Below are 14,108 nucleotides of genomic sequence, written 5' to 3' on the forward strand. Positions count from 1 at the left end.
GGGGAGTGCCCGCAGCTATTGCCACAATCTATGCCTGATGGGCGTTGTCGGGCCGCCGGTCATAGCCGCGATCAATGAGAGCGGGCCGAAATCGCTATTGGCGCGGCCGCCGCCGCCGGGATCTTCTGCGCCTCGGACTTCTCCTGAACAACGCACCTGGCGGATGACATCATGACGCACCCGAACGAGACGGCCGCCGGAATCGGCCGCATCACCCTGCCGCTGTTCGTGCCCGGCGACCGGCCGGAGCGCTTCGCCAAGGCGGTCGCCGCCGGCGCCGACGCGGTCATCGTCGATCTGGAGGACGCGGTCGCCCCCGTCGCCAAGGAGGCCGCGCGTGCGGGGCTTGCCGAGGCGCTGGCGCCGCTTCTGAGGCCGACGAGCATGCTTGTGCGCGTCAATGCCGGCGGCACGCCCTGGCACGCGACGGATCTTGCCGCCTGCGCCGGCATTGCCGGCCTTGCCGGCATCGTCCTGCCCAAGGCGGAGACAGCGGGTGATTGCGCGCGCGTTACGGATGCCACCGGCCTGCCGGTGATCGCGCTCATCGAGAGCGCCCGCGGCCTTGCCAATGCCGGCGAGGTGGCCGGTGCCAGCGCCCGGCTCGCCTTCGGCTCCATCGATTTCGCCGCCGATCTCGGCATGGCGCATGAGCGGGAGGTGCTGCGCCCGGCGCGGTTCGCGCTGGCGATGGCCGCGCGCCTTGCCGGCCAGGCTGGCCCCATCGACGGGGTGACGACGGCGCTGAAGGACGAGGAGGCGATCATCGGCGACTGCCGCCATGCGGTGGACATGGGCTTTGCCGGCAAGCTGATCATCCATCCGGCGCAGATCGCGCCGGCCCGCCGTGGCTTTGCGCCGTCTGAGGCCGAGTGCGAATGGGCACAGCGGGTGCTGGCGGCGGTGGAGGGGGGCGCGGCGGCGGTTGCCGTCGACGGGGCGATGGTCGATGCGCCGGTGATCGCCAGGGCCCGGCAGATCCTGACCCGCGCCGGCTCCGCCGCCGGCTGACAGGTCCCTCTTCGCAAAAAAGACGCCCGCGCCATCGGCACGGGCGTCAGTCGCGGGGCAGGGGACCCCAGGCTGCTCAGTATGGCTGCTCGGTCTGGCTGCTCAGATGGTGCGCCCGCCATCGACCTCCAGGATGACGCCGGTGATGAAGTCGGCTTCGTCCGAGGCAAGGTAAAGCGCCGCATTGGCGATGTCGCGCGGCTGCGACAGGCGGCCGAGCGGGATGGTGGCGAGGAACTTCTCGCGGTTCTCCGGCGTGTCCGGCATGCCCATGAACTGCTCCAGCAGGCCGGTGACGCCCATCACCGGGGCGATGCCGTTGACGCGGATCCTGTCGGGGGCAAGCTCCACGGCAAGGCTGCGGGTCATCAGGTTCACCGCGCCCTTCGACGAGTTGTACCAGGTCAGGCCCGGACGCGGCCGGATGCCGGCGGTCGAGCCGATATTGATCATCACGCCGGCGCCCTGCTCGCGCCACACCGGCACGCAGGTCTTGGTCATGTGGAAGATCGACAGCACGTTGATCTCATAGATCTTGCGGAAGGTCGCCTCGTCCGTCTCCATCAGCGGACGGTTCGGGTTGGTCCAGCCGGCATTGTTGACCACGATGTCGAGCGAGCCGAAGGCCTCGCAGGTCTTCGCAACGGCCGCCGCCACGTCCTCGGCCCTGGAGACGTCGCACTTGATGGCGATGGCCGCATCGCCGAGCTCGGCGGCAACGGCCCTGGCGCCGTCCTCGTTCAGGTCGACGATCGCCACCTTGGCGCCTTCGCGCACATAGGTCTCGGCGATGCCCTTGCCGAAGCCGGAGGCGGCGCCGGTGACGAGAGTGGTCTTTCCTTGAAGTCGCATGTCCTTGCTGTCCTCAGCCGTGATTGTGGACGACGGTCTTGATGTGGGAGAATTCGTGCAGCGCCGCGAAGCCCTTCTCGCGGCCGTGGCCGGATTTGCGGATGCCGCCGAAGGGCAGCTCGATGCCGCCGCCCGCGCCGTAGCCGTTGATGAAGACCTGGCCGCAATGCATCGCCTTGGCGACGCGCTGCTGGCGGCCGCCGTCGCGGGTCCAGATGCCGGCGACGAGGCCGTAGTCGGTGCCGTTGGCGATGCGGATCGCCTCCGCCTCGTCCTCGAAGGGGATGGCGCACAGCACGGGTCCGAACACTTCCTCCTGGGCGATTTTCGAGTTCGGGTCGCAGGGGCCGAACAGGGCGGCGGCGACATAGTAGCCGCCCTCCGGCGAGCCCTCGGCGATGGTTCCGCGGGCGACCAGCGGCGCGTCGGCCTCGGCGATATAGGTCTCCACCCGCTTCTTCTGGCGGGCCGAGATCAGCGGCCCGAGCACGGCATCCTCGCCGGAATCGGAGGCCGCAACCGCCGCAAAGCGGGTCTTCAGCTCGGCCATCACCTTGTCGTAGATGCCGCGCTGCAGCAGCACGCGCGAGCCGGCCGAGCAGGTCTGGCCGCCGTTCTGGATGATGGCGTTGACCAGCACCGGATAGACCGCGTCGAGATCGGCATCGTCGAAGATGATCTGCGGCGACTTGCCGCCGAGCTCCAGCGTGCAGCCGATGAAGTTGCGCGCCGCCGCCGTCTGGATCAGCACGCCGACTTCCGGCGAGCCGGTGAAGGACAGGAAGTCGACCTTGCGATGCTCCGACAGGGCCTTGCCGGCGACCTCGCCGCGGCCGGTGACGATGTTGATGGCGCCGGCCGGGAAGCCGACCTCCATCGCCAGCTCGCCGAGGCGCAGCGCGGTCAGGCAGGCGTCCTCGGCCGGCTTCAGCACGGTGGCGTTGCCCATCGCCAGCGCCGGGGCGATCGAGCGGCCGAACATCTGCGCCGGGTAGTTCCACGGGATGATATGGCCGGTGACGCCGTGCGGCTCGCGCAGCACCTGCACATTGTAGCCATTGAGGAAGGGAATGACCTCGCCATGCACCTTGTCGGCGGCGCCGCCGTAATATTCGAAATAGCGGGCGGTGGCGATCATGTCGGCGCGCGACTGCTTGATCGGCTTGCCGTTGTCCAGGGTCTCGAGCCGGGCCAGCGCCTCGGTCTCCTCCAGGATGCGGGCGCCGAGGGCCATCATCAGCCGGCCGCGCTCGGCCGCCGTCAGCTTCGACCAGGGCCCGCCGTCGAAGGCGGCGCGGGCGGCGGCGACCGCCGCATCGACATCCTCCGGGCCGCTGTCGGCGATCCTCGTGAACACCTCGCCGTCGATCGGCGAGCGCACGTCCATCTCCTTGCCGGAGGCCGCCGGCACCCATCTCCCGTCGATCAGGTTGAGGGCGCGGGGCAGAGGGACGTTGGTGGCTTTCATCAGTGGGTCCTTTCGTGCTCGAGCGAGCTTTCGGAGATCTCTCCGCGCTCGATCAGCAGCGTGCGGCTGGCAAAGCCGCGCAGCAGTGCGGGGTTGGATTCGGTGATGATCAGGGTGACGGTGCGGTCGGCGTCGCGCAGCGCCTTCAGCGCCTCGGCATAACGCTGGGCCAGAGCCGGGGCGAGGCCCTGGAACGGCTCGTCGAGCATGATCAGGCGGGTGCCGAGCATCAGGGCGCGGCCGAGCGCCACCATCTTGCCCTGGCCGCCGGAGACATTGCCGGCCGGGCGGCCGGCCATTTCCCGCAGCTCGGGCAGGATCGTGTAGACCCGGTCGAGCCGGCGCCTGGTCTCGGCCGCGTCCAGCTTGGCGACCTGCGCCGGCAGCAGGATGTTCTCCTCCACGGTGAAGGCGGAGAACAGCCTCCGGTCCTCCGGCGCGTAGCCGATGCCAAGGCCCGGACGCTTCGCCGGTATCAGGCCGGTGATGTCCTCACCAGCGAAGCGGATCGAACCGGTGACCGTGGTGAACCCCATGATCGAGCGCAGCAAGGTGGTCTTGCCGGCGCCGTTGCGGCCGATCAGGGCGACCGTCTCGGCGGCTGCTATGGAAACGTCGAGATTGCGCAGGATCGGGATGATGCCGATCGAGGCGCCGACATTGCTCAGTTCCAGCATCACACGGCCTCCCCGATGACGTCGCGGATCACGTCGGGATGGCGCAGGATTTCCTCCGGCGATCCCTGCATCTGCAGCCGGCCGGCGGCCCACACGGCCACCTCGTCGGCGTAGCGCGAGACGATGCCCATGTCGTGTTCGACGAAGACGCTCGTCACCTTCGCCTCGGTCAGCGCCTTGACCAGGATTTCCATGACCTTGAACTTCTCCGAGGAGGCGACGCCCGAGGTCGGCTCGTCCATCAGCAGCAGCTTCGGCCGCAGGGCCAGCGCCACGGCGATGTCGACCAGCTTGCGCTGGCCTTCGGAGAGTTCCACCACCAGCCGGTCGGCGACATCGGCGCAGCCGACCATGTCGAGCAGGTGCAGCATCTCGGCCCGCTCGCGGATCCGGTGCAGGTTCTGCAAGGGATTGCGGAGCTGTTCGCGGGCGGCGGCGGAGATCAAGAGGTTTTCCAGCGCCGTGTGCTCGGTGAAGAGCTGCGGGATCTGGAAGGCGCGGGCAACGCCGAGCCGCACGATGCGGCGCGGCGGCAGCGGCGTCACGTCCTGGCCCTCGAAGTAGACCCTGCCCCTGGTCGGCTTGATCCAGCCGGTGCAGATGTTGAGGAACGTCGTCTTGCCGGCGCCGTTCGGGCCGATGATGGCGAGGTTCTTGCCCCGCTCGATGGCGAGCGACACGTCGTCGGCGGCGACGACGCCGCCGAAGCTGATCTGCAGGTTGCGGGCTTCGAGAAGGATCTCGCTCATTCCGACCTCCCTTTGCCGGTCAGGCGGGCCAGCGCCGCGTCGTAGATGCCGATCACGCCCTTGGGGGCGAACAGGATGATGACCAGCAGGAAGCCGCCGAGCACCAACTGCCAGATGTCGCCGGCAAAGGCGGAGGCATAGACGCGCACGGCCTCGTAGATGACCGCGCCGACAAAGGCGCCGGCGACGGAGCCGGCCCCGCCCAGCACGGCGATGAAGACCATCTCGCCGGAGCGGATCCACCAGGCGAATTCCGGCGTCACGACGCCCTGGACGATGCCCATGATGACGCCGCCGGTGCCGCACAGGGCCGCCGACAGGATGTAGCCGGACAGCAGCGCGCGCTGCGGCGAGACGCCGAGATATTGCAGCCGGGTCTCGTTGGTCTTGATGGTCTGGAAGATCTGCCCGGTCGGCGAGGCGAACCAGCGGATGGTGAACCAGCCGAGCACCAGCACCAGCGCCACCGACAGGTAGAACATGATCAGCTCGAACGGCCCGCGCTCCAGCGCCATGCCGAACACGGTCGGGCGCGGCAGGCGGATGCCGTCGGCGCCGCCGGTGTAGTGGTAGAACTTCTCCAGGATCGACCAGAAGATCATCGAGAAGGCAAGGTTCAGCATGCCGAAGAAGATGCCGCGATAGCGCACCACGAACAGGCCGACAAGGATGCCGGACAGCACCGCGCCGGAAATCGCGACGAGGAGCACCAGGGCAAGGTCGGCGCCGGGCATGGAGGCCGACAGGAAGGCGGCGGCATAGGCGGCGATGGCGAAATAGAGCGCGTGGCCGAAGGAGACCTGGCCGGCGCGCAGCAGCACCGTCACGCCGACGACGGCGATGCCCTTGGCGAGCGCCAGGTTCATCAGGAGCTGGAGCTGCGGCGCGGCGAAGGGGATCGCGGCGACGGCGAGCATGAGAAGGGCCGGAATGGCCAGACGAAGGGTCATCCGCTCCTCCTCAGATCTTGCGGGCGGTCGGGCTGCCGAACAGCCCTTCCGGGCGCACCAGCAGGACGATCAGCATGATGAGATAGGGGACGAGCACCGCCGTCTCCGGCCAGACATAGACGGCGAAGGAGCGGCCGAGGCCGATCAGCAGCGCGGTGAAGGCCGCGCCCTCGATCTGGCCGAGGCCGGCGGTCGCCACCACGGCGAAGGACAGCACGATCATGTCCGCGCCCATGCCCGGCAGGATCGAGGTGGTCGGCGAGGCCAGCGCGCCGCCGAGCCCGGCAAGGGCGGCGCCGACGATGAAGGTCACCAGGAACACTTTGTCGGCGTTGATGCCGATCGACTGCGCCGCCTCGCGGTCCTCGGTGGTCGCCAGGATCAGCTTGCCGAGGATGGTGTGGCGCAGGAAGAAGCGCAGGCCCACCAGCAGCGTCAGGGCCAGCAGCGGCAGCAGGATCAACTGATAGACCGTGTAGTTGACGCCGAACACCCGCACCATGCCGAGCGCCTGCAGCGCCGCGGCCTGGAAATAGGGCTGGGTGCCCCAGACCAGCCGCTGCACGTCCTCCAGGATCATGAACACGGCGAAGGTCACCAGCAGTTGCAGCACTTCCGGCTTGTTGTAGATCCGGCGCAGCAGCAGCCATTCGATCGGGCCGCCGACCAGCACGCCGACCAGCACCGCCGAGGCGATCATCAGCGGGAAGGCGAGCAGCGGCGCGAAGCCGAGCGCCAGCGCATAGCCGGTGAGCGTGGCCGTCAGATACGCCCCGACCGCATAGAGCGAGCCGTGCGCGACATTGAGGATGCGCATCACGCCGAAGATCAGCGTGAGCCCCACGGCGACACTGAAGACGAGGGCCGCATAGGCGATGCCGTCGAACAGGGCCAGAAGGAAGATGGTGAGGTTCATGGTCGTCCATTCAGGTCAATGGGCGGATCAGGGGGCGGCACGGCGCGCGAGGCGGGGCGCGGCGGCTGTTTCGAAACCGCCCCGGGCGGGAGGCCGTCCGGGGCGGTTCGGGAGGAGGGCGGGGCGCGCCGGCCCCGCCCGCTCATGGTTCGCCGGCTTACGTGTCGCCGGCTTACTTGTCGTAAGCGTCGATCTTGACGCTCTCGACATATTCCGGGGTGAGCTGGCTGACCCAGGCGACCGACTCCTGGCCGACCGGGGTGGTCAGCGCGGCGCCGTCGAAGATCATGATGTTCTCCAGCGTGGCGAAGGGATAGTCGCCGGTCTGGACGCTCATGCCGAGGAGCTGCGCCTCGATGCCCTGGTTGTCCTCGCGGATCGTCACCTCGCGGCCGAGACCCTGGAAGGTCAGGCCCTCGAAGGCGGCGACGACGTCGTCCTTCTCCGGCCATTCGCCGCCCTTGGCCGCGATCGCCTTGTCATAGGCCGCCTTCAGCGCGGCGAGCGCCTGCGACATGTGGAAGACGGGATAGATCGCATGGGCGCCGGTCTTCTCGCGGAAGGCGGTCATGAACGCCTGGAAGTCGGCATCGTCCCGGCGCTCGGGATGCAGGAAGTAGTGGTCGCCGCGCGCGCCGATGATATGGCCGGCCGGCAGGGTCGAGCCGAGCCGTTCCAGCGAGCTTTCGGCGAGCGGGATGACGAAGGTCGAGGAGTTCATCAGGCCGCGCTGGGCCGCCTGCTGGATGAACGTGTCGAGGTCGCCGCCCCAGGAGGTCGACAGGATGACGTCCGGCTGCATCGCCTGCAGGCGGGAGATCTCGGTGGAGAAGTCGGCGGCGCCGAACTTGGGGAAGAACTCGCCGACCACCTCAACGTCCGGCTTCAAGGCCTTCAGCGCGGCGGAGAAGATCTGCCAGCTATCGCGGCCCCAGGCATAGTCCTGGTTGACGACGGCGATGGTCTTGAAGTCCGGCTTGACCTTCAGCAGGTAGAGCACGGTGGCGAGCATTTCCGGCGTGGCGTTGGCCTGGGTGCGGAAGACGTATTTGTAGTCGTTCTGCTCGAAGATCTGCTGGGTGCCGCAGTCCCACATCAGGTTGAGTACCTTGAGGTCCTCGGCGAGCGGGGCCAGCGTCTGGCAGTTGCCGGAGGAGATCGCGCCCATCATCGCATGGGCGCCGCCCTCGACCTGGCGGCGGAACTCGGTGGTCAGCGCCTCGGCGCCGGCGCCCTCGTCGATGAAGGACAGGCGCACCGGCACGCCGCCGATGCCACCTTCGGCATTGAGCTTCTCGACGATGATCTCGGCCGCGTCGCGCGCCGGCACGCCGAAGACCGAGGCCGGGCCGGTCAGGAAGGTGGTGATGCCGACCCTCAGTTCGGCCGGCTTTTCCGCCGCCAGGGCGGCAAACGGGGCCGCGAGGATCGCCGCCGTGGTAAGCAGGAATTTCCGCATGGTTTCACTCCCTTTCAAGGTTGCCGCGGGCGATTGCGTGCCGCCCGCGTGTCGGTTCGCTCCGTCAGTTGCTGGCGGAGGCTGCGAGGGGTCTCGTCTGGTGAACTCGGCCTGGGACCGCTGGCGCGGGGCGTGTGCCACGGCTTGCGCGGGGCTGTCGGCGGCGCATGGCTTGCGCGGGTCGGCAGTCGGCTCTCATCGCTTCCCTCCCAGAGCATGTGAGACGAGCGAGCCTAGGTATTGCCGACAGGGTGCACCAATAATTTGCTTGGTGCTCGGCTATTGCAAAAACCTATGACCCAGGACGAAACGCCATTTAGGGTCTGTCCTCGGGGGCGTTTGCCGCTAGCATCCCCCGAACAATGGGGCCGCATCGCGGGCGCCCGGGCGAAGAAGACAATGAAGGGTGGAGACATGAAGATCACGGCGGCGGTGCTGGAGCGGGGCGAGGTCAAGGGCAACTACGCGGCGGAAAAGCCGCTGACCGTGCGCGAGGTCGAGCTGGCGCCGCCCGGTCCCGGCGAGGTCTTGATCCGCATCGCGGCCGCGGGCGTGTGCCACTCGGACCTGTCGGTGATCAACGGCACGCGGCCGCGGCCGCTGCCGATGGTGCTCGGCCATGAGGCCTCCGGCTATGTCGAGGAGGTCGGCGCCGGCGTCGACGACCTTGCGCCCGGCGATCATGTCGTGTGCATCTTCGCCCCCGGCTGCGGCCGCTGCACCCCGTGTGCGGAAGGCCGGCCGGCCTTGTGCGAAAAGGCGGCCAAGCATCACGGCGTCGGCGAGCTGATGACCGGCCATCGCCGGCTGTCGATGGACGGGCGGCCCGTCCACCATCACGTCGGCATCTCCGCCTTCGCCAGCCATGCGGTGGTCGCGCGTCCCTCGCTGGTCAAGGCCGACCAGGACATCGCCCCGCATATCTCGACGCTGTTTTCCTGCGCCATGCTGACGGGGGCGGGTGCGGTGTTCAACACCGCCCATATCAAGCCGGGCGCCAAGGTCGCGGTGGTCGGCATCGGCGGCGTCGGCATGGCCGCGATCCTCGGCGCGGCGGCGGCCGGGGCCGGGCAGATCGTCGCCATCGACCCGTTCGAGAACAAGCTCGCCGTCGCCCGGCAGATGGGCGCGACCGACGCGGTCAAGGCGGACGAGGCGACCGTCGAGGCGGTGCGGGACCTCACCGGCGGCGGCGTCGACTATGCGTTCGAGCTTGCCGGCTCGGTGCGGGCGCTGGAGACCGCCTATGACATCACCCGGCGCGGCGGCACCACTGTCACCGCCGGCCTGCCGCATCCGGAGGCGCGCATGGCGCTCAACGCCTTGAAGCTGGTCGCCGAGGAGCGCTCGCTGAAGGGCAGCTATATCGGCTCCTGCGTGCCGCAGCGCGACCTGCCGCGCATGTTCGCGCTGCATCGCCGCGGCCTGCTGCCGGTGGAGAAGATGCTGAGCCACCGCCTGCCGCTTGCCGACATCAACCTGGCGATGGACCGGCTGGAAGACGGTTCGGCGATCCGCCAGGTGGTGGAGTTCGGCTGACAAACCGCTAATCTGCCCTCCATGGACATTCGCCACCTTCGCTATTTCATCGCCATTTCCGAGGCGCCGTCGCTGTCCGCGGCGGCGCAGGTGCTCGGCGTCGCCCAGCCGTCGCTGTCGCAATATGTCCAGCGGATGGAGCAGGAGCTCGGCGTGCAGCTCGTCGCGCGCTCGCCGCGCGGCACGGTGCTGACCGAGGAGGGGCACCTCCTGGTGCGCCATGCCCGCGAGATCTGCGCCAGCATGGAGCATTGCATCTCGGAAATGCGCGACCTCGGCGGGGCGATCCGGGGCAAGGTCGGCTTCGGCATGCCGCCGTCGGTCTCCATGGTGATGTCGGTGCCGCTGGCCGAGACCGTCCGTGTCGAGCTGCCGGACGTGCGGCTGCGCGCCATCGAGGCGATGAGCGGCTATATCAAGAACTGGATCGAGGACGAGACGGTCGATATCGGCTTCATCTACGACCTGGAGAAGGTCGAGCATTTCCGCATCATCCATGTGCTGGACGAGCAGCTCTTCTTCTTCTCCGCGCCCGACACCTGGCCGCTCGACACGCCGCCCGGCGCGCCGGTGCCGATGCAGGCGCTGGAAAAGCTGGAGATGATCCTGCCCGGCGTCTCGCACGGGCTGCGCAAGACCATCGAGCGGCACGCGGCGGCCTGCGATGTCAATCTCAACGTCGTCATCGAGATGGATGCGATGACCCAGATCAAGGAACTGGTGGCGCGCGGCTCCGGCCACACGATCTTCGCGCCCGCCGCCGTTCACGATTTCGTCGCCCGCGGCGAATTGCTCAAGGCGCCGATCGTCGAGCCGACGATCTCGCGCCCGGTCTATCTGGTCAGCAAGCCCTCCCGCTCGACCAGCCGCGCCTGCCGCGCGGTCGAGCAGATCACGCTGGAGGTCGCCCGCGATCTGGTGCGGCGCGGCATCTGGGAGGGCAACCTGATCGAGAGCTAGCCTCCGGTCATGCTTCTGCAACTCGCGCTAGACGGCCGCCGGAGGTGAGTTGCTCAGGCTTTCGCAGTTGCCTGCATGGTGACAACCCCATCCTCGTCGCGCCGCACGCGCAGCTCAAGGGCGCCGTCCTCGGCCTCGCGCGCTTCGACGGTGACCGGCCGGGCACAGGTCAGCGGCGACATCCCGCGATAGCTGAAGTCGCCGGGCAGCTTGCCGAGCAGGGCGGCGGCAAGGTTCTGCATCCAGATCGATTGCAGCGGCCCGTGCACCACCAGCCCGTCATAGCCTTCGACGCCGGTGGCGTAGGGCTGGTCGTAGTGGATGCGGTGGCCGTTGAAGGTGAGCGCCGAATAGCGGAAGAGAAGCGTCGGCGTCGGCTCAACCTGCCAGCGCGCCAGCGCCTGCCAGTCCTCGCCGGGCTGCGGTGCGGTGGCGGCGCCGGGCTTCGGATCCTCGCGATAGACGATGTCGTGGCGCTCGACGACATGCGCCTCGCCGGCGACTTCATAGACATGGTCCAGCGTGACGAAGCCGAGCGGCCCGCTGCGGCCCTGCTTGAAGGTCACGTCGCGGATGGTGGTGACGCGGGTCACCTCGTCGCCGGGCGAAAAGGCCTTGCGGTATTCCAGATGGCCGCCCGCCCACATGCGCCGGGGCAGGGGCAGCGCCGGCAGGAAGATGCCGGTGCGCGGATGGCCGTCGCGGCCGAGATCGCCGGGCTCGACCACGTCGGGCGCCAGGCACCAGTGCACGCCGGCCGGCACCTCGGTCTGCCACAGCATGCCGGACAGGGTCGCGCGATAGCGCTGCAGCAGCTCGCGGTCGAGCGCCTCGCTCACCCGCCGCTGCCTGCCGATCCACTCCCCATAGTCGCTCATGCCGGTGCCCCCACCAGGGCGCCGAGATCGGCGGCCGTGAGCCGGTCCAGCGTTTCGACCGCCTGCCGCAGCCGGTCGCCCTCCTCGCCCAGCAGCGCCGCCGCCTTGGCGGCAAGGCCGGCGGCAAGTTCCTCTTCGCCCAGCCGGCGAGCGAGATCGTGCGAGAAGGCGAGGCTGCGGCCGTCGGTGAGCTGCAACAGGCCCTCGGCCTGCATGTCGGTCAAGGCCGGATCGCCCTCCACGGTAATGCGGTCGGCGAAGACGGCAAGCTGCGGGTCGGCGGCGAGCGCGTCGGTATAGGTGTCGTCGCGCGCCGTGTCGCGCCCGGCCAGCACCATGCCGGCCAGCCAATTGTAGCTGAACTTGACCTCCAGCCCGGTGCGCGGCGCCTTGATGTCGCAGACCGACAGCCAGCGCGGATTGGTGCGCAGCACCATCGCGGCGATATCGCCGATGCCGACGTTCTCGTCGCCACGCACCGTGCGCAGCGCCTCGATCATCGCATGGGTGCCGTGGCAGCAGGCATGCAACTTGTACTTGATGTCCTGGAACAGGAACGTCTGCGGCGGCGGCGCCTCCCATCCGGCCTCCGGATCGGGTGCGTCGGAATGGGTGGGGATGAAGCCTTGCGCGTTCATCAACCCGTCGTCGGCGGAGGTGAAGCCGAGCGCCGCGAGCCTTGCGCATTCGACGCCATTGGCGGCGGCGATGCCGGCATTGTACGGCTTGCCCATGGTGCCGAATTGCGACTTGAGGCCGGAGGCACGGGTGGCGCAGAGCCCGATGGCGACGCGTATCTGCTCGCGGGTCAGGCCGAAGAGCCGTCCGGCGGCAATCGCCGCGCCGAAGGCGCCGGCCGTCGCCGTCTGGTGGAAGCCGCGATTGTAGTGGACGGACCCCAGTGCCATGCCGATGCGGATGGAGCCTTCCGCGCCGACGAGGAAGGCTTCGACAACGGCTTGGGCGCTGGCGCCCACCGTCTCGCCGGCGGCAAGGGCCGCCGGATAGATGCCAACGGAGGTGTGGCCGATATGGCCGAAATGGGTGTCGTCATAGTCGAGCGCGTGGCTGGTCGCGCCGTTGACCAGCGCCGCCATGCGCGCCGGGGCGGGCGCGCCGCCGAACACCGAGGCGGTGCCGCGGCCGCCTTCTTCCTCCGCAAGCTGGCGCAGCTTGCCGGCCAGCGGCTCGGTGATGCCGGCCCGCCCGCAGACCAGCCAGTCGAACAGCGAGAAGCGGGCCATGGCGAGAGCCGGGGTCGGCAGCTCACCTGCCGGCAGCAGGGCAAGGTCGAGGATGCGGTCGATCAGCGTCATGCCTTCGGGGCCCCGTAGGATTTCGGCAGGCCGAGCACCTGCTCGGCAATGAAGCACAGGATCAGGTTGGTGGAGATCGGCGCCACCTGGTAGAGCCGCGCCTCGCGGAACTTGCGCTCCACGTCGTATTCCTCGGCGAAGCCGAAGCCGCCATGGGTCTGCAGGCAGGCCTCGGCCGCCTCCCAGCTCGCATCGGCGGCCAGCATCTTGGCGCTGTTGGCCTCCACCCCCGGATTGTGGCCGGCATCATACATGGCGGCGGCGCGGTAGACGATCGCCTCGGCCGCCATCATATGGGCATAGGCGCGGGCGAGCGGGAACTGCACGCCCTGGTTCCGGCCGATCGGCGCGCCGAAGATCACCCGCTCCTTGGCGTAGTTGGAGCCCTTCTCGATGAACCATTTGGCATCGCCGATGCACTCGGCGGCGATCAGGATGCGCTCGGAATTCATGCCCGAGAGGATGTAGCGGAAGCCCTTGCCCTCCTCGCCGATCAGGCTGGAGGCGGGGATGCGCGCATTGTCGAAGAAGATCTCCGTCGTCGCGTGGTTGATCATTGTGCGGATCGGGCGGATCTCGACGCCGTTGCCCTTCAATTCGCGTAGGTCGATCAGGAACACCGACAGGCCGTCGGTCTTGGATTTCGCCTGGTCGCGCGGCGTCGTGCGGGCCAGCAGCAGCATCAGGTCGGAATGCTCGGCGCGGGAGATCCAGATCTTCTGGCCGTTGACGATATAGTCGTCGCCGTCGCGCTTCGCCGTCGTCTTCAGCGCCAGCGTGTCGGTGCCGCTGGTCGGCTCGGTGACGCCGAAGGCCTGCAGCCGCAGCGTGCCGTCGGCGATGCCGGGCAGGTATTGCCGCTTCTGGGCGTCGCTGCCGTGCCGCAGCACCGTGCCCATCGTGTACATCTGCGCGTGGCAGGCGGCGGCATTGCAGCCGTTGCGGTGGATCTCCTCCAGGATCACGGCGGAGGCCGACAGGTTGAGGCCCGAGCCGCCATATTCCTCCGGGATCATCGCGGCCAGATAGCCCTCGCGGATCAGCGCGTCGACGAAGTCCTTGGGATAGGCGCGGCGGGCGTCGAGGTCGCGCCAGTACTCGCCGGGGAACCCGGCGCAGACCTTGGCGACACCGTCGCGGATGGCACTGTATTCGGCTGTCGGATCGAAGGCGTTCATGGTGTTTCCCGAGACGTCCGGCAGGCCACGGCGTTTAGCCCGGCCCGGAAATTGGCTGGGCGCAAAATCGCAGGTCCGGGGCCTTGCCGGAAATATCTTTGCATGCACGGAGCTATTGCGCAGCCCTATGGCCTGCGCCGCTCTGTCGCGGCCGG

Annotated in this window: 13 protein-coding genes; 3 read left to right on the forward strand and 10 right to left on the reverse strand. The window is 68.6% G+C overall.

The window, feature by feature from the left end; all coding sequences use genetic code 11:
- The first annotated feature begins 171 nt into the window (after window positions 1-171).
- Window positions 172-1,011 (forward strand): CoA ester lyase, encoded by an 840-nt coding sequence (locus TSB10GB4_RS17390; RefSeq protein ID WP_186396768.1) that lies wholly within the window; start codon window positions 172-174, stop codon window positions 1,009-1,011.
- A gap of 102 nt (window positions 1,012-1,113) precedes the next feature.
- Here the strand turns inward: TSB10GB4_RS17390 and TSB10GB4_RS17395 are convergent, their stop codons facing one another.
- From TSB10GB4_RS17395 to TSB10GB4_RS17425, 7 genes are all read right to left on the reverse strand, one after another.
- Complete coding sequence (locus TSB10GB4_RS17395) at window positions 1,114-1,863, reverse strand: SDR family oxidoreductase (protein ID WP_186396769.1); 750 nt, start codon at window positions 1,861-1,863, stop codon at window positions 1,114-1,116.
- A gap of 13 nt (window positions 1,864-1,876) precedes the next feature.
- Entirely contained in the window at window positions 1,877-3,331 is a 1,455-nt protein-coding gene (locus TSB10GB4_RS17400) for an aldehyde dehydrogenase family protein (RefSeq protein WP_186396770.1), read from the reverse strand.
- Window positions 3,331-4,008 (reverse strand): ABC transporter ATP-binding protein, encoded by a 678-nt coding sequence (locus tag TSB10GB4_RS17405; RefSeq protein ID WP_186396771.1) that lies wholly within the window; start codon window positions 4,006-4,008, stop codon window positions 3,331-3,333. The genes TSB10GB4_RS17400 and TSB10GB4_RS17405 overlap by 1 nt, the downstream gene beginning before the upstream one ends.
- Window positions 4,008-4,757: an ABC transporter ATP-binding protein gene (locus TSB10GB4_RS17410; protein ID WP_186396772.1), complete on the reverse strand. Its 750-nt coding sequence runs from the start codon at window positions 4,755-4,757 to the stop codon at window positions 4,008-4,010. Before TSB10GB4_RS17410 ends, TSB10GB4_RS17405 begins: the two co-directional genes overlap by 1 nt.
- Window positions 4,754-5,707: a branched-chain amino acid ABC transporter permease gene (locus tag TSB10GB4_RS17415; protein ID WP_208984852.1), complete on the reverse strand. Its 954-nt coding sequence runs from the start codon at window positions 5,705-5,707 to the stop codon at window positions 4,754-4,756. Before TSB10GB4_RS17415 ends, TSB10GB4_RS17410 begins: the two co-directional genes overlap by 4 nt.
- Before the next feature lie 10 nt (window positions 5,708-5,717).
- The gene (locus TSB10GB4_RS17420) at window positions 5,718-6,623 is read right to left on the reverse strand and encodes a branched-chain amino acid ABC transporter permease (protein ID WP_186388117.1); all 906 of its coding nucleotides are present in this window, start codon (window positions 6,621-6,623) and stop codon (window positions 5,718-5,720) included.
- A gap of 172 nt (window positions 6,624-6,795) precedes the next feature.
- Entirely contained in the window at window positions 6,796-8,082 is a 1,287-nt protein-coding gene (locus TSB10GB4_RS17425) for an ABC transporter substrate-binding protein (RefSeq protein WP_186396773.1), read from the reverse strand.
- Window positions 8,083-8,496: 414 nt separating this feature from the next.
- Between TSB10GB4_RS17425 and TSB10GB4_RS17430 the strand changes: the two genes are divergently transcribed.
- Window positions 8,497-9,621: a zinc-binding dehydrogenase gene (locus TSB10GB4_RS17430; protein WP_186396844.1), complete on the forward strand. Its 1,125-nt coding sequence runs from the start codon at window positions 8,497-8,499 to the stop codon at window positions 9,619-9,621.
- Between the two features lie 21 nt (window positions 9,622-9,642).
- Window positions 9,643-10,581, forward strand: a complete 939-nt coding sequence (locus TSB10GB4_RS17435; protein ID WP_186396774.1) for a LysR family transcriptional regulator — start codon at window positions 9,643-9,645, stop codon at window positions 10,579-10,581.
- 53 nt (window positions 10,582-10,634) lie between these two features.
- Here TSB10GB4_RS17435 and TSB10GB4_RS17440 read toward each other — a convergent pair whose 3' ends face one another.
- From TSB10GB4_RS17440 to TSB10GB4_RS17450, 3 genes are read right to left on the reverse strand one after another with little or no spacing between them, the layout of a single operon-like run.
- Window positions 10,635-11,459, reverse strand: a complete 825-nt coding sequence (locus TSB10GB4_RS17440) for a MaoC family dehydratase N-terminal domain-containing protein (protein WP_186396775.1) — start codon at window positions 11,457-11,459, stop codon at window positions 10,635-10,637.
- Window positions 11,456-12,775, reverse strand: coding sequence for an MmgE/PrpD family protein (locus TSB10GB4_RS17445; RefSeq protein ID WP_186396776.1), 1,320 nt, complete (start codon window positions 12,773-12,775; stop codon window positions 11,456-11,458). The genes TSB10GB4_RS17440 and TSB10GB4_RS17445 overlap by 4 nt, the downstream gene beginning before the upstream one ends.
- A complete protein-coding gene (locus TSB10GB4_RS17450; RefSeq protein WP_186396777.1) occupies window positions 12,772-13,953 on the reverse strand; it encodes an acyl-CoA dehydrogenase family protein in 1,182 nt (393 codons plus the stop codon). Before TSB10GB4_RS17450 ends, TSB10GB4_RS17445 begins: the two co-directional genes overlap by 4 nt.
- Window positions 13,954-14,108 lie beyond the last annotated feature (155 nt).

This window comes from Stappia sp. TSB10GB4 (assembly GCF_900185745.1).
Classification (GTDB): Bacteria; Pseudomonadota; Alphaproteobacteria; order Rhizobiales; family Stappiaceae; genus Stappia.

Coding starts and splice junctions, on each gene's coding strand:
- TSB10GB4_RS17390 (WP_186396768.1), top strand. CDS start 172: ATGACGCACCCGAACGAGACGGCCGCCGGAATCGGCCGCATCACCCTG.
- TSB10GB4_RS17395 (WP_186396769.1), bottom strand. CDS start 1,863: ATGCGACTTCAAGGAAAGACCACTCTCGTCACCGGCGCCGCCTCCGGC.
- TSB10GB4_RS17400 (WP_186396770.1), bottom strand. CDS start 3,331: ATGAAAGCCACCAACGTCCCTCTGCCCCGCGCCCTCAACCTGATCGAC.
- TSB10GB4_RS17405 (WP_186396771.1), bottom strand. CDS start 4,008: ATGCTGGAACTGAGCAATGTCGGCGCCTCGATCGGCATCATCCCGATC.
- TSB10GB4_RS17410 (WP_186396772.1), bottom strand. CDS start 4,757: ATGAGCGAGATCCTTCTCGAAGCCCGCAACCTGCAGATCAGCTTCGGC.
- TSB10GB4_RS17415 (WP_208984852.1), bottom strand. CDS start 5,707: ATGACCCTTCGTCTGGCCATTCCGGCCCTTCTCATGCTCGCCGTCGCC.
- TSB10GB4_RS17420 (WP_186388117.1), bottom strand. CDS start 6,623: ATGAACCTCACCATCTTCCTTCTGGCCCTGTTCGACGGCATCGCCTAT.
- TSB10GB4_RS17425 (WP_186396773.1), bottom strand. CDS start 8,082: ATGCGGAAATTCCTGCTTACCACGGCGGCGATCCTCGCGGCCCCGTTT.
- TSB10GB4_RS17430 (WP_186396844.1), top strand. CDS start 8,497: ATGAAGATCACGGCGGCGGTGCTGGAGCGGGGCGAGGTCAAGGGCAAC.
- TSB10GB4_RS17435 (WP_186396774.1), top strand. CDS start 9,643: ATGGACATTCGCCACCTTCGCTATTTCATCGCCATTTCCGAGGCGCCG.
- TSB10GB4_RS17440 (WP_186396775.1), bottom strand. CDS start 11,459: ATGAGCGACTATGGGGAGTGGATCGGCAGGCAGCGGCGGGTGAGCGAG.
- TSB10GB4_RS17445 (WP_186396776.1), bottom strand. CDS start 12,775: ATGACGCTGATCGACCGCATCCTCGACCTTGCCCTGCTGCCGGCAGGT.
- TSB10GB4_RS17450 (WP_186396777.1), bottom strand. CDS start 13,953: ATGAACGCCTTCGATCCGACAGCCGAATACAGTGCCATCCGCGACGGT.